This is a genomic window from Formosa undariae, assembly GCF_042427615.1.
Lineage (GTDB): Bacteria > Bacteroidota > Bacteroidia > Flavobacteriales > Flavobacteriaceae > Formosa > Formosa undariae.
Genome location: NZ_JBHMEZ010000003.1, coordinates 932,069 through 945,765, shown reverse-complemented (window position 1 = coordinate 945,765; position 13,697 = coordinate 932,069). Strand labels below are relative to the sequence as shown.

Annotated in this window: 14 protein-coding genes and 1 tRNA gene; 8 read left to right on the top strand and 7 right to left on the bottom strand. The window is 34.9% G+C overall.

The genetic code is table 11. The annotated features are described in order from the left end of the window. Positions 1-22: 22 nt before the first annotated feature. Positions 23-95: transfer RNA gene (locus ACFFVB_RS07265), tRNA-Lys, on the bottom strand. 134 nt (positions 96-229) lie between these two features. On the opposite strand from ACFFVB_RS07265, the gene ACFFVB_RS07260 reads away from it, so the two are divergent. Then, positions 230-751, top strand: coding sequence for a shikimate kinase (locus tag ACFFVB_RS07260; RefSeq protein WP_382382053.1), 522 nt, complete (start codon positions 230-232; stop codon positions 749-751). Here ACFFVB_RS07260 and ACFFVB_RS07255 read toward each other — a convergent pair. Both ACFFVB_RS07255 and ACFFVB_RS07250 read right to left on the bottom strand, forming a co-directional pair. Beyond that, a complete protein-coding gene (locus tag ACFFVB_RS07255) occupies positions 748-1,251 on the bottom strand; it encodes a phosphoribosyltransferase family protein (protein WP_382382052.1) in 504 nt (167 codons plus the stop codon). The genes ACFFVB_RS07260 and ACFFVB_RS07255 overlap by 4 nt on opposite strands. A 92-nt stretch (positions 1,252-1,343) precedes the next feature. Beyond that, positions 1,344-1,736 carry an Hsp15 family ribosome-associated heat shock protein gene (locus ACFFVB_RS07250; protein WP_382382051.1) on the bottom strand — a complete coding sequence of 131 codons (393 nt, stop codon included), beginning with the start codon at positions 1,734-1,736 and terminating at the stop codon, positions 1,344-1,346. A gap of 83 nt (positions 1,737-1,819) precedes the next feature. Here ACFFVB_RS07250 and ACFFVB_RS07245 point away from each other — a divergent pair, with 83 nt between their 5' ends. Beyond that, complete coding sequence (locus ACFFVB_RS07245; RefSeq protein WP_382382050.1) at positions 1,820-2,767, top strand: FKBP-type peptidyl-prolyl cis-trans isomerase; 948 nt, start codon at positions 1,820-1,822, stop codon at positions 2,765-2,767. A gap of 79 nt (positions 2,768-2,846) precedes the next feature. Here ACFFVB_RS07245 and ACFFVB_RS07240 read toward each other — a convergent pair whose 3' ends face one another. From ACFFVB_RS07240 to ACFFVB_RS07225, 4 genes are all read right to left on the bottom strand, one after another. Continuing rightward, positions 2,847-3,434, bottom strand: coding sequence for an outer membrane beta-barrel protein (locus ACFFVB_RS07240; RefSeq protein ID WP_382382049.1), 588 nt, complete (start codon positions 3,432-3,434; stop codon positions 2,847-2,849). Between the two features lie 152 nt (positions 3,435-3,586). After that, positions 3,587-4,183, bottom strand: a complete 597-nt coding sequence (locus ACFFVB_RS07235) for an outer membrane beta-barrel protein (RefSeq protein WP_382382048.1) — start codon at positions 4,181-4,183, stop codon at positions 3,587-3,589. A 46-nt stretch (positions 4,184-4,229) separates the two neighbouring features. Further along, positions 4,230-5,183 (bottom strand): transketolase family protein, encoded by a 954-nt coding sequence (locus ACFFVB_RS07230; protein WP_382382047.1) that lies wholly within the window; start codon positions 5,181-5,183, stop codon positions 4,230-4,232. 20 nt (positions 5,184-5,203) lie between these two features. Continuing rightward, on the bottom strand, positions 5,204-6,049 hold the full coding sequence (locus tag ACFFVB_RS07225; RefSeq protein WP_382382046.1) for a transketolase: 846 nt from the start codon (positions 6,047-6,049) through the stop codon (positions 5,204-5,206). 170 nt (positions 6,050-6,219) lie between these two features. On the opposite strand from ACFFVB_RS07225, the gene tgt reads away from it, so the two are divergent. The 6 genes from tgt to ACFFVB_RS07195 all read left to right on the top strand — a co-directional run bounded on the left by tgt (position 6,220) and on the right by ACFFVB_RS07195 (position 13,686). Continuing rightward, a complete protein-coding gene (gene tgt, locus ACFFVB_RS07220) occupies positions 6,220-7,350 on the top strand; it encodes a tRNA guanosine(34) transglycosylase Tgt (RefSeq protein ID WP_318501991.1) in 1,131 nt (376 codons plus the stop codon). Between the two features lie 2 nt (positions 7,351-7,352). Next, entirely contained in the window at positions 7,353-8,429 is a 1,077-nt protein-coding gene (locus tag ACFFVB_RS07215) for an LptF/LptG family permease (RefSeq protein ID WP_382382045.1), read from the top strand. Further along, a complete protein-coding gene (locus ACFFVB_RS07210) occupies positions 8,416-9,312 on the top strand; it encodes a DMT family transporter (RefSeq protein WP_382382044.1) in 897 nt (298 codons plus the stop codon). Before ACFFVB_RS07215 ends, ACFFVB_RS07210 begins: the two co-directional genes overlap by 14 nt. Before the next feature lie 63 nt (positions 9,313-9,375). After that, complete coding sequence (locus tag ACFFVB_RS07205; RefSeq protein ID WP_382382043.1) at positions 9,376-10,329, top strand: acetyl-CoA carboxylase carboxyltransferase subunit alpha; 954 nt, start codon at positions 9,376-9,378, stop codon at positions 10,327-10,329. A gap of 166 nt (positions 10,330-10,495) precedes the next feature. Continuing rightward, the gene (gene dnaB, locus ACFFVB_RS07200) at positions 10,496-12,040 is read left to right on the top strand and encodes a replicative DNA helicase (RefSeq protein WP_382382042.1); all 1,545 of its coding nucleotides are present in this window, start codon (positions 10,496-10,498) and stop codon (positions 12,038-12,040) included. Between the two features lie 434 nt (positions 12,041-12,474). Beyond that, positions 12,475-13,686 (top strand): asparagine synthetase B, encoded by a 1,212-nt coding sequence (locus ACFFVB_RS07195; protein WP_382382041.1) that lies wholly within the window; start codon positions 12,475-12,477, stop codon positions 13,684-13,686. Positions 13,687-13,697 lie beyond the last annotated feature (11 nt).

The following is a 13,697-nucleotide window of genomic DNA, read 5'->3' as shown; positions in this document are numbered from 1 at the left end:
ATATGTTTAACCTTTTTTGTTGTGACCGGGCTGGGGCTCGAACCCAGGACCCTCTCCTTAAAAGGGAGATGCTCTACCAACTGAGCTACCAGGTCATTGTTTTTGTTTGCGTATTGCGGGTGCAAATATATCACCTTTATTTAGAAAACCAAGCCTGTTTCTAATTTTTTTTTCGTTTTTTTGTTGTTCGATTACGTATGTTTTTAAGTATCAATAAAAAGCACCTCAAATGAATTTAATTTTAATAGGATATATGGGCTCTGGTAAATCAACTTTAGGTAAAAAGTTGGCCAGAACATTGAATTACCCATTTATAGATTTAGACAATTATATTGAAGAAAAAGAAGAATTATCTATTTCTGAACTTTTTAAAATTAAAGGCGAAATCTATTTCCGAAAAAAAGAACACGAATATTTAAAAGACATTTTGGAACAACAGAAGGATGTTGTTTTAGCCTTAGGCGGAGGTACACCCTGTTATGCAAATAATATGGAGTTAATAAAAGAAGATCAAACCGCAACTTCCATTTACTTTAAAGCAGGAATTAATGAATTAGTTGGACGTTTAAAACACGAACGTGCTAAACGTCCTTTATTAGATCGTTTTAATACAGACGAAGAATTAGTTGAATTTATAGGGAAACACTTATTTGAACGCGCTTTTTATTATAATCAAGCCGATATTTCTATTAGTGTAGATAAGAAAACTCAATTCGTTATTTTAGATGAGGTAATGACGCATTTAGTCTAGTCTAAATACGCTTCGTACTGTTTGCTATCAAAATCTACCGTTACATGGTTATTTAAAGATGTAGATAAAGAGATACCTTTAAAATCGGCTTTTACAGGGTATTTTTTATGGTTTCTATTTACTAAAACAGCCGTTTTAAATTGCTTTAATGGCACATCTAAAAAGAAACGCACACCATAAATTAAAGCGGTACCCGAGTTTAAAACATCATCGATTAATACAATAGATTTATCTTTGTAGTCTTCTACTGCTAGAGATGTTTTAATGTCGTTTCTAGGGTTTTTCTTGTCGATGCTTACTTTACAAAGTACTGGTTTTATAGGAGATATTTTACTTAAAACCGCTTTCAGTTTTTTAGCTAATATATAACCGTTACTATCAATACCTGCTAAAATCACTTCCTCTTCATAGACGTTGCTTTCATAAATCTGATAAGCGATACGCTTAATTTTATGATTGATTTCATCGTGAGTTAAAATAATGTTTTTAGTCGTTTCCATGTGTGGTTTGAAATTTAATCAAAGATAAAGAGAGTTTTTTTATCCCGTTATCATTTTAAGAATTAAAAATAGGAGTTAAATGTAAAGCCGAATTAATTTTCTTCTTTAGGTTCTACATCTTGATCGTCCTGATAATCGTCTATATCTCTACGGTCTTTTTTAGTAGGACGTCCAGTCCCTTTTTTTCGATAATAATCTTTAGCGTATTTTAAAAGCTCCTGTGCTTCAAATGCTTCTTTTGGCGTGGTGTCTACGCGATATAAGTCGACTAACTTCGCACCAACTCGATTTGGAGGCAAGTCGTTAACCTTCAGACTGTAATTTACTTGGTCCTTACGGACTTCAATTTTATCTTGAGGATATACGTCTCGACTTGGTTTTACTACAGCTCCATTAACTTTTATATGTCCTTTTTTACATGCTGTTGTCGCGATATTCCTTGTTTTGTAATACCTTACGCACCATAAATATTTATCTATTCGCATACTTTTCTTGTGAAAATCATCATTTAACTAATTGTGCAAAATTCTATTTAAAATCGTATCTTGCGCCCCAAAAATAAGCAATAATGAAATTAAGAACAGTCACTTTAACTATTTTATTAGCAGCATTGGTTTTCACATGTAAAAATGATGACGATGATGATGAAGTCGTTGTTGTACCAGCTAGAGATAGAACAGAAGTGTATGAAGAAAATAAAGCGGCGCTAGATGCTTACTTAGATACGCACTTCTATAATTATGATGAATTTGATTTCGATAACCCGTATAGTGAAGCTAATGATAGTTTCCAGGTAGTTATTGATACTATTGCTGGTGTAAATAGCGATAAAATTCCTTTAAGTCAGAGACCGGAATTAATAGCTAAAGAAGTTGCAGACGCGGTAGAAGAAGATTTAATATATACGATGTATTATTTAATGGTTCGTGAAGGTGAAGGTGATGTTATTCATTACACAGATAAAGCTTTTGTACAATATACGGGTAAGTTATTAGACGGTACCACATTCGATAGTACAGTGACTCCTGTAGGTCTAAACATGTCTACAATTGGATCTGAATTAGGTGTGGTAGATGGTTTTAAAGAAGGTGTAATAGAATTTAAAACGTCTATTGATAATTCTGAAAACACGGATGGAACTATAACTTACCACAAACACGGAATAGGCGCTATTATTATGCCTTCTGGATTGGGATATTATAGTGTAACACTTTCAAAAATTCCTGCATATTCTTGTCTTGTTTTTACACTGAGAACGCCAGGGGTTATTTATTTAGATCATGATAACGATGGTGTATATTCTTATTTAGAGGATATAAATAATAATGGAGATATTTCTGATGATGATACCGATGGGGATGAGATTCCTGATGTTATAGATATAGATGATGATGGCGATGGCGTACCTACTATTTGGGAAGATTTAGATGGCGATGGAGATCCAACAAATGATATCGGTGCTAATGGAATACCTAATTATCTAGATATAACAGAAACGACTTCTAATCAGGACTAGTTTTTAAAGCATAATAGTAATAAAAAATCCGCTCTACGATTATCGTAAAGCGGATTTTTTTATGACTTATAAGTTGCGATTAAAGCTTGTAAGAGATATTTAGAATAAGTTGTTCTGGTTTAGAATCTATAGTAACAATATTCGAACCATTGCTTGTTCTAAATTCCAATTCATAAGGATCTAAACCTTGAGAATATCTTAAATCGATACCAATTCTATTAATGTTAAAAGCAAAACCAACATTAAGACCTACTGTGATATCTCTACTATTACGTCCATCCGCTTCTATATCATTTAGCTTTGCATTTAGTATATAATGAAAAGAGGGGCCTGCGAATATGCTTAATGGTCCAATTAATTTAACACCTAATAAAACAGGAGAATCTACTTTTTTAATTTTAAAATCGTCTTGATTATAAGATTGGTTTGTCTGAGAATAAACGACTTCATGTTTAAGATAAATTTTAGTACCAAATTTACCAAAAACACCTATGTTGAAACCTACGTTTTTATCTGAGTGTTCTATATTTTCGCCTATAGAAGACGTATAATTCCCACTTGAACTATAATTTAAACCACCTTTTACACCAAAACCTGAACCTGTCTGTGCAGAAGTAAACTGAATAGTTGCAAAGACAACACAAAGTATTGCCATTAATTTTTTCATAGAATTCGTTTTAAATAGAAACACGAAACTAATAAAATTATTATCCCTTATTACAGCTTAATCGTTAACTCGTAGTTAATTGATAATTTAACAATATAAGACGTGTTAAACTATGTAATTGCTACAAATACACATAAAATTAGTGTGCTAAATTATATTCTAATAGATAAATTTAGAATCAATTGTTCCGGTCTGGAGTCTACAACAAGTATTACACCGTTATTATTAAGGAAATTGTTCTGGTTAGCGCTAAAAGCACCTTCGTATCTAAGATCAATTGCAAAACGCCTAAGACTAAATGCTAAACCTATATTATAACCCGTAGTAATATCGTCGTAAATATCATCTGCTTTTTGTCCATTTAATTTAGACGACAAGGTATATTGAAAAGACGGGCCCGCAAATATACTTAAGGGACCGATTAGGCGGATACCTACATTTGCTGGTAAATCTATTTTTTGAATTTTAAATTTAGAATCACCGCTGTTTACATTACTGTATTCGCTGCTTGTATTGGTATATAGAAGTTCAGGTTTAAAATAAATCCAGCTACCAAATTTCGCAAAAACACCCAGATTAAAACCAAGGTTTTTATCTGGGTGTGCTATAATATCTCCTGTGTTAGAAATCAGGTCTCCATTCGAGCCGTAGTTTAGCCCTCCTTTAATACCGTAACCTGAACCTGATTGTGCCGTAGTGAATTGAATCGTACCCACAAGCACAAAAAGTATTAAGATCAATTTTTTCATAATTTCGTTTTTAATAATGATTACATTAAACGCGAAACTACTAAAATTATTTTCTTTTTATCACGGTTTCGCAAGCCTTAATAATAGCTTCTGCATTTAAACCATATTTGTCCATTAGTTGAGCAGGTGTTCCTGATTCTCCAAAAGTATCTTTTGTACCTACAAATTCTTGAGGTGCTGGTTTATTAGTCGCTAATACACGTGCAACGCTTTCTCCTAGTCCGCCAAGAATATTGTGCTCTTCTGCAGTTACAATACATCCCGTTTTAGTAACAGAATCTATAATGGCTTTTGCATCTAAAGGTTTAATCGTGTGAATGTTTATAACTTCGGCAGTAATACCTTTTTCGTATAATGCTTTAGAAGCTTCTAAAGCCTCCCAAACTAAATGTCCAGTAGCAACAATAGTTACATCTGCACCTTCGGTTAATTGAACAGCTTTTCCGATTTCGAATTTCTGATCTGCAGGTGTAAATATTGGCACAGAAGGACGTCCGAAACGTAAGTAAACAGGACCTTCATATTCTGCGATCGCAATAGTTGCTGCTTTTGTTTGGTTATAATCACAAGTATTAATAACCGTCATACCAGGTAACATTTTCATTAACCCAATATCTTCAAGAATTTGGTGAGTTGCACCATCTTCTCCTAAAGTTAAGCCGGCGTGAGATGCACAAATTTTTACATTCTTATCTGAATACGCAATAGATTGACGAATCTGATCGTAAACACGACCTGTAGAAAAGTTAGCAAATGTTCCTGTAAATGGAATTTTACCACCAATAGTTAAACCCGCAGCAATTCCCATCATGTTTGCTTCAGCAATTCCAATTTGAAAAAAACGTTCTGGATTTTCTTTAATGAATTCGTCCATTTTTAATGAACCAATTAAATCTGCACATAAAGCTACAACATTAGGGTTTGTTCTACCAAGTTCGGCTAAACCTGCTCCAAATCCGCTTCTTGTATCTTTTTTTTCTGTGTATGTGTATGTTTTCATTGTCTTTTTAATTGTGAAAGTTAATAGTCGCCTAAAGTAGCTGGGTTTTGAGCTAATGCATTTTCTAATTGCTCGTCGCTAGGTGCTTTACCATGCCAAGCGTGCGTGTACATCATAAAATCTACACCGTTACCCATAACTGTTTTTAATAAAACACAAACAGGTTTTCCTTTTCCTGTTAATGCTTTAGCTTCAGCCATACCTTTTAATATCGCGTCTATATCGTTTCCTTTTTCAATAGTGATCACCTCCCAATCAAAAGCTACGAATTTTGCTTCGATGCTTCCCATTGGTAAAACCGTATCTGTAGAACCGTCAATTTGTTGTCCGTTTAAATCGATTGTACAAATTAAATTATCTACTTTCTTAGCAGAAGCATACATAATAGCTTCCCAGTTTTGACCTTCTTGTAATTCACCATCACCATGTAATGTATAAACTAAAGACTTGTCTCCGTTTAATTTTTTGGCTTGAGCTGCACCAAGAGCAACAGACATCCCTTGACCTAAAGAACCAGAAGCAATACGCACACCAGGTAAACCTTCGTGAGTCGTTGGGTGCCCTTGTAATCTAGAATCAATTAGTCTAAACGTGTTTAATTCTTCTACAGGGAAATAACCTGCGTGAGCAAGTACACTGTAGAATACAGGTGAAATATGTCCGTTTGATAAGAAAAATAAGTCTTCGTTAAGACCGTCCATGTCAAAACCGTCTTTACGGTCCATGATTTCATTGTATAGGGCTACTAAAAATTCTGCGCATCCTAAAGAACCTCCTGGGTGTCCAGAGTTTACTTTGTGTACCATGCGTAGAATATCTCTACGAACCTGAGTGGTTAAATCTTGTAATTCTTTTGTGTTAGCCATTTTTTATAACTTAATTTTTAAAGGCTCAAAAATAACCCTTTATGTCTGTTTAACAAATTAATGTTTTAGTAATTTACGTAAAGGTTTACGTTCTTGTCTTTTTATATTTTTTTTAATACCAATATATCACGATGAGTTAATTATCTTTGCGCCCTGATGAATTTTTGTACATGATATTCGATTTAAAAGCCAAAGACACACAAAGCAACGCCAGAGCTGGAGTAATAACTACAGATCATGGTAAAATAGAAACGCCAATTTTTATGCCCGTAGGGACCGTAGGTTCTGTAAAAGGGGTGCATCAGCGCGAACTTAAAAACGATATAAATCCCGATATTATACTTGGGAATACCTATCATTTATACTTACGCCCGAAAACTAAAATCCTTGAAAAAGCAGGTGGTTTGCATAAATTTATTAATTGGGATCGTAATATTTTAACCGATTCTGGAGGATACCAAGTGTATTCTTTGTCTTCAAATAGAAAGATTAAAGAAGAAGGTGTGAAGTTTAAATCGCATATCGATGGAAGTTACCATGTGTTTACTCCAGAAAATGTGATGGAAATTCAACGTACTATAGGTGCAGATATTATTATGGCATTCGACGAATGTACACCATATCCGTGCGACTATAACTATGCAAAACGTTCTATGCATATGACGCACCGTTGGTTGGAACGTTGTTTAACACATTTAGATAAAACACCGTTAACTTACGATTACGCACAAACGTTTTTTCCTATTGTACAAGGAAGTACATATAAGGATTTACGTAAGCAATCGGCAGAATATATTGCAGGTGTAGGCGCAGAAGGAAATGCTATTGGTGGATTATCGGTAGGAGAACCCGCAGAAGAAATGTATGCGATGACAGAAGTGGTAACCGATATATTGCCATGGGATAAGCCACGTTATTTAATGGGTGTAGGTACACCTATTAATATTCTAGAAAATATAGCATTAGGTGTAGATATGTTCGATTGCGTGATGCCAACACGAAATGCAAGAAACGGAATGTTGTTTACCGCTTACGGCTCTATCAATATTAAAAACAAAAAGTGGGAAGACGATTTTTCTCCAATAGACGAGATGGCTATCACTTTTGTAGATACAGAATACTCTAAAGCCTATTTAAAACATTTATTTTCGGTAAATGAATTATTAGGAAAGCAAATTGCGACCATTCATAACTTAGGATTCTATTTATGGTTGGTTCGTGAAGCGAGAAAACATATCTTAGCCGGAGACTTTAGAGTTTGGAAAGATATGATGGTTAAACAAATGGATAATAGGCTATAGGCTTGAAGATATTAGACTGGTACATATTAAAGCGGTATTTGCTCACATTTTTAATGATGTTGTTGCTCTTTATTCCTATAGGGATTACCGTGAATTTAGCAGAAAAAATTGGTAAAATTTTAGAAAGAGAAGTGCCTTTTGGTGAGGTCGCTTTATTCTATTTAGATTTCACCATCTATTTTGCGCACCTTTTATTCCCGTTATTTTTATTCCTTTCGGTGATTTGGTTTACATCTAAATTAGCTAATAATACCGAAGTTATTGCCTTTCTAAGTTCTGGAGTATCATTCTCTAGGTTTCTAAGACCGTATATGATTGGTGCTACAGTAGTCGCTATTTTGGCCTTGATTTTGGGGATGTATTTAGCACCTCAAGCCAGTAAAGGCTTTAATGATTTCGATTATAAGTACTTTAAAAACAATAAGAAAGCTGTCGAAACAGGAAGTGTGTATAGACAGATTAACGATCACGATTTTATTTATGTAAGTAGTTTTGATGCCAAGAATAAAATGGGACAAAACTTCTCTTTAGAGCATATAGTCGATAATAAAATGGTCTATAAATTGAGTGCTAAAAACATTCGTTGGATCGAAAAAGACTCCGTGTATCGCATGGTAAATTATGTGAAGCGTATTGTGGGTGAAGATGATGATGTTTTTGAATCGTCTCGAAGAAAAGACACCATTTTTAGTTTTGATTTGGTCGATCTTACTCCTTTAGAGTATATCGCAGAAACATTAACGTATAGCGATTTAAACGAATTTATTAAAAAGGAAAAAAAGCGTGGGTCTTCAAGTATTGGACGTTACGAATTGGTGAAATTTAGAAAATGGAGTTTGCCTGTTTCCGTATATATTTTAACGATTATAGCCGTTGCTGTATCATCGCAAAAGCGCCGTGGAGGTATGGGAGTAAATCTTGCTTTTGGTGTTAGTATTGCTATGGTCTTCGTCTTTTTCGATAAAATATTTGGGGTTATGGCCGAGCAGTCCGATTTCTCACCACTAATCGCCGTATGGTTTCCTAATATTATTTTTGGGGTGCTAGCCGCCTATCTTTTATATAATGCGAGACGCTAAACTACTCAATTATCTGCATGTGCACCTGTTGGTGTTTATTGCGGGATTTACAGCTATATTAGGAGAATTAATTACCATAGATGCCATTGCATTGGTATGGTTTCGTATGCTTATGGCTACGGTATTGATGTATGGCTACATATATTTTAAAGGTATATCTATTAAAATACCTCCAAAGGCCATTGCGCGCTTATCGGTTGCTGGAATTATAATTGCTTTGCACTGGATTACTTTCTTTGCGGCTATAAAAGTATCTAATATCTCTATTTTATTGTCTATGGTGTCTTCAGGAGCATTTTTTGCTTCTATTTTAGAACCCATTATCCATAAACGAAAAATTATTAAATATGAAATGATTTTTGGTTCTCTGGTCGTTTTTGGTGTGATTTTAATCACTCAAAGTGAACTTAAATATATTGAAGGCATTTTATTGGGAATACTTTCAGCTTTTTTAGCGGCTTTATTTGCTGTTCTAAATGGCAAGTATGTCAAGGAATTTAGACCCTCGGTAATTTCTATTTACGAATTTATTAGCGGGGTCATATTCATCACACTATTTATACTTCTTTTTGGCTCCGGTTTTGATCAGGAATTTTTTATTTTAAAGGTTTCAGACTGGTGGTATCTGTTTATTTTAGCTTCAGTATGTACAGCTTACGCATTTATCGCTTCAGTAAAAGTTATGGAATATATAAGTCCATATACCGTTATGCTAACCTTTAATTTAGAACCGGTTTACGGTATTATTTTGGCTATAATATTGTTCCCAGAAACAGAAAAAATGTCAACCAATTTTTACTATGGTGCTGCTATAATTTTAGGAGCTGTATTGCTTAATGGTATCATAAAAAATTGGAATGCTTTAAAAAGAAAACAGTCTTAACCTATTTTGAACGCTAAAGTTTTTATATTTGTAAGCTAACAAAATTAGAAATCCTTAATTGGTATGGAGTATTTAGAATTCGAACTTCCTATAAAAGAGCTTGAAGAGCAATTAGATAAATGCCAAATTATAGGCAAGGAAAGTGATGTTGATGTAACTGAGACTTGCAAGCAAATCGAGAAGAAGCTTATAGAGACTAAGATCGATATATATAAAAATTTAAGTCCATGGCAACGTGTTATGTTGTCTAGACACCCAAATAGACCGTATACCTTAGACTATATTCATGCACTTTGCGGGGATACTTTTTTAGAGCTTCATGGCGATAGAAATGTAAAAGACGATAAAGCCATGATTGGTGGTTTGGGTAAAATTGGCGATCAGAGTTATATGTTTATTGGTCAACAAAAAGGGTATAACACCAAAACGAGACAGTTGAGAAACTTCGGAATGTCTAATCCCGAAGGATATCGTAAAGCGTTGCGTTTAATGAAATCTGCCGAGAAATTTGGAATTCCTGTCGTAACTTTAATCGACACTCCGGGAGCTTATCCTGGTTTAGAAGCGGAAGAGCGCGGACAAGGAGAAGCCATTGCTAGAAATATCTTTGAAATGACACGTTTAAAAGTGCCAATCATTACAGTTATTATTGGTGAAGGTGCTTCAGGTGGTGCTTTAGGTATTGGTGTAGGAGATCGTGTATTGATGTTGGAAAACACTTGGTATTCTGTGATTTCTCCAGAATCTTGTTCATCTATTTTATGGCGCAGCTGGGAATATAAAGAACAAGCTGCCGCAGCTTTAAAATTAACCGCTTCCGATATGAAAAAACAGAAGTTGGTAGATCAAATCGTAAAAGAACCTTTAGGAGGTGCACATACAGATCGTAAAGAAACATTTGCTATTGTAAAAGACGTTATCGAGAAATCTTATGATGAACTTAAAAACTTATCACCAAAAGATTTAGTGAAGAAACGTATGGCTAAATATGAAAATATGGGTGTGTTTAAAGACTAAACCTTTGATACCCTCAATTAAAAAACCTGAAGTTGAAAAACTTCAGGTTTTTTTATGGTTATTAACAATTTTTGTAAGTTGTTAACAATTAGAATGTTGAAGAAAGGTTAACATCAACAGTCAAAAATCATATTATAATAGCATCATTTTAGTTACTTTCGCAGTTATGAAACAACCGAATCAATTACAAGGCTATAAGGTCGACAAAAGCACTTTAATCAATTTAGAACGGGGTAAAATTCCGCCACAAGCTACTGATTTAGAAGAAGTTGTGTTGGGTGCGATGATGATTGATAAGAAAGGTGTGGATGAGGTTATCGATATCCTGAGCTCCGATGCTTTCTATAAAGATTCACATAGACACATTTTTGACGCTATATTTCAGCTGTTTGAAAATAGTGAACCGATTGACTTATTAACCGTTTCTACGCAATTAAAGAAAAATGCGAAGCTGGATGCGGCAGGAGGTGATTTTTACCTGATTTCATTGACTCAAAAAGTATCATCTTCGGCACATATCGAGTTTCATGCCCGTATTATTTTACAGAAGTTTATTCAGCGTAGTTTAATCAAAATTTCTTCTGAAATCATTGAAGATGCTTATGATGAAACAAAAGATGTTTTCGATTTATTAGATGCTGCCGAAACCAAATTATACGAGGTTACCCAAGGGAACATCAAAAAATCGAGTGAAACCGCTCAAGATTTGGTAATTCAAGCCAAGAAAAAAATTGAAGAAATATCAAATAAAGAAGGGTTAAGTGGTATTCCTACTGGATTCGATAAGCTAGATAAATTAACCTCGGGATGGCAACCTTCCGATTTAATTATTGTAGCGGCTCGTCCAGGGATGGGGAAAACGGCATTAACTTTATCTATGGCACGTAACATTGCTGTAGACCAAAATATACCAGTGGCCTTTTTCTCTTTAGAGATGGCATCTGTACAGTTAATTATGCGTTTAATTTCTTCTGAAACCGGATTGTCTTCAGAAAAATTAAGAACAGGAAAATTAGAAAAACACGAGTGGGAACAATTAAACGTAAAAGTAAAAGGACTTGAAAAAGCACCACTTTTTATCGATGATACACCCTCGCTTTCTATTTTCGATTTACGTGCAAAAGCCAGACGTTTATCGTCACAACACGGGATTAAATTAATCATGATTGACTACTTGCAGTTAATGACAGGGGGACCAAGTCATGGTGGAAACCGTGAACAAGAGATCTCGATGATTTCTCGAAACTTGAAAGCATTAGCCAAAGAATTAATGGTGCCTGTAATTGCACTATCTCAGTTATCGCGTGCCGTTGAAACGCGTGGAGGTTCTAAACGTCCGTTATTATCCGATCTTCGTGAATCTGGAGCGATCGAGCAGGATGCCGATATTGTATCGTTTATCTATCGTCCGGAATATTATAAGATTGAAGAATGGGATGATGATGAGCGTTCTCCAACCGAAGGACAAGCCGAGTTTATTATCGCGAAACACAGGAATGGTGGTTTAGAAAATATCCGTCTGAAGTTTATCGGTAACTTAGGTAAGTTCGATAACTTAGACGATTTTGATTCGCCTTACGAATTCCATAGTAAAATGAACACTAATCCAGGAGAGGAATCAGGTTTTGCTTCTGGGAATAGTTTCCCAACGCCAACCGATGCTTTTGGAAGTGCTATGAATGAAGACGACGATAACGACGTACCGTTCTAAACGATTTGAAATACATATTTTATAACCCTAAAAGTTACTTTTAAAGTGATTTTTAGGGTTTTTTGTTTTGTCATTCAGAGTGAAGGTGCGAAGGGAAGAATCTATAAATAACATTTAAGTTTTAAAAGATTCTTCATGTCATTGGATTGATCTATAATTTTATTGTATTGGCTATGGTGTTATTAAAAGCTTTAATACCGGAGGACCTTATATTTATCTGTTCTCGACTCCGCTCGAACACCATGGAAAGACATGGCATTTTTACAGTTTTTTATTTCTGTCATTCAGAGCGAAGAGCAACGGAGCGAAGAATCTTTTACTAAACTGCTTTAAACCATATTAAAAATTAAGTATCTTTCAACTTCACTATTTACCTCGCAACTATTTTGAAACGCATTCTATTTTTCTTTTTATTTATACTCTTTTCAGCGCAGATGTTTGCCTCGTATATCTTAATTCCTATGGATGTCGACGGACAAAAAAATCATTTAAAAGCGTATGGAATGACCTATTGGTCGTTAGATAGGCAATTAAAAGTAAAGTGGCTTTTAAACTATCGTGGAGGTTCTTTTTTATTACCAGATACCGAGGCCATTCAAAAGGAATGTCAGATTCGAGGCGTGTCTTTCGACGTTGTATCGAATGAAAAAGCTGAACAAATTTTAGAACTAATCGATAGTCCGAGTCAGAATATGGAAGCTGTCGTTTTAGAAAAAGCACCTAAAATAGCCGTGTATACGCCAAAAGGAAAATTGCCTTGGGACGATGCAGTAACTATGGTACTTACCTATGCCGAGATTCCGTATACTACCATTTACGATGAAGATGTTTTAAACGATAACCTCATTTTATACGATTGGTTGCATTTACATCACGAAGATTTTACTGGGCAGTTTGGGAAGTTTTATAACAGCTTTAAAACGGCATCGTGGTACATTGAAGATAAAAAAGAAGCAGAGGATTTAGCTTCGCGTTTGGGGTATACTAAAGTGTCTGAAGAGAAATTGGCTGTCGCTTTAAAAATAAGAGATTATGTTGTGGGTGGCGGTTTTATGTTTGCCATGTGTAGCGCAACAGATTCTTTCGATATTGCTTTATCTGCGGAAGGGGTAGATATTTGTGAAGCCATGTTCGATGGAGATGGTAGTGATCCGGATTATCAGAGTCAGATAGATTTCTCTAAAACCTTTGCATTTACCAATTATACGTTAGAACGAAACCCTAGGGTGTATGAGTTTTCATCTATAGATATGACGCCAAAACGCCGTATTGTTAAAGATGCCGATTATTTTAGTCTGATGGATTTCTCAGCAAAATGGGATCCTGTACCGACTATGTTATGTCAGAATCATACGGCATTGGTTAAAGGATTTATGGGGCAAACCACATCGTTTACGCGAGATGAAATTAAATCGAATGTATTGGTACTTGGTGAAAACACAAGTAATGGGGAAGCGAAATATATTCATGGGATAAAAGGAAAGGGCTTTTTTACATTCTATGGCGGCCATGATCCTGAGGATTATACGCATAAAGTTGGTGATCCTAAAACAGAATTGGAACTTCATCCAACGTCTCCGGGCTATCGACTTATTTTAAATAATGTGTTGTTCCCTGCAGCAAAAAAGAAGAAACAAAAAACTTAATTTTTTAGTGT

Bases quoted from the DNA above. Each gene is read 5' to 3' on its own strand.
- ACFFVB_RS07260 (WP_382382053.1), top strand. From the start codon at position 230: ATGAATTTAATTTTAATAGGATATATGGGCTCTGGTAAATCAACTTTA.
- ACFFVB_RS07255 (WP_382382052.1), bottom strand. From the start codon at position 1,251: ATGGAAACGACTAAAAACATTATTTTAACTCACGATGAAATCAATCAT.
- ACFFVB_RS07250 (WP_382382051.1), bottom strand. From the start codon at position 1,736: ATGCGAATAGATAAATATTTATGGTGCGTAAGGTATTACAAAACAAGG.
- ACFFVB_RS07245 (WP_382382050.1), top strand. From the start codon at position 1,820: ATGAAATTAAGAACAGTCACTTTAACTATTTTATTAGCAGCATTGGTT.
- ACFFVB_RS07240 (WP_382382049.1), bottom strand. From the start codon at position 3,434: ATGAAAAAATTAATGGCAATACTTTGTGTTGTCTTTGCAACTATTCAG.
- ACFFVB_RS07235 (WP_382382048.1), bottom strand. From the start codon at position 4,183: ATGAAAAAATTGATCTTAATACTTTTTGTGCTTGTGGGTACGATTCAA.
- ACFFVB_RS07230 (WP_382382047.1), bottom strand. From the start codon at position 5,183: ATGAAAACATACACATACACAGAAAAAAAAGATACAAGAAGCGGATTT.
- ACFFVB_RS07225 (WP_382382046.1), bottom strand. From the start codon at position 6,049: ATGGCTAACACAAAAGAATTACAAGATTTAACCACTCAGGTTCGTAGA.
- tgt (WP_318501991.1), top strand. From the start codon at position 6,220: ATGATATTCGATTTAAAAGCCAAAGACACACAAAGCAACGCCAGAGCT.
- ACFFVB_RS07210 (WP_382382044.1), top strand. From the start codon at position 8,416: ATGCGAGACGCTAAACTACTCAATTATCTGCATGTGCACCTGTTGGTG.
- ACFFVB_RS07205 (WP_382382043.1), top strand. From the start codon at position 9,376: ATGGAGTATTTAGAATTCGAACTTCCTATAAAAGAGCTTGAAGAGCAA.
- dnaB (WP_382382042.1), top strand. From the start codon at position 10,496: ATGAAACAACCGAATCAATTACAAGGCTATAAGGTCGACAAAAGCACT.
- ACFFVB_RS07195 (WP_382382041.1), top strand. From the start codon at position 12,475: ATGTTTGCCTCGTATATCTTAATTCCTATGGATGTCGACGGACAAAAA.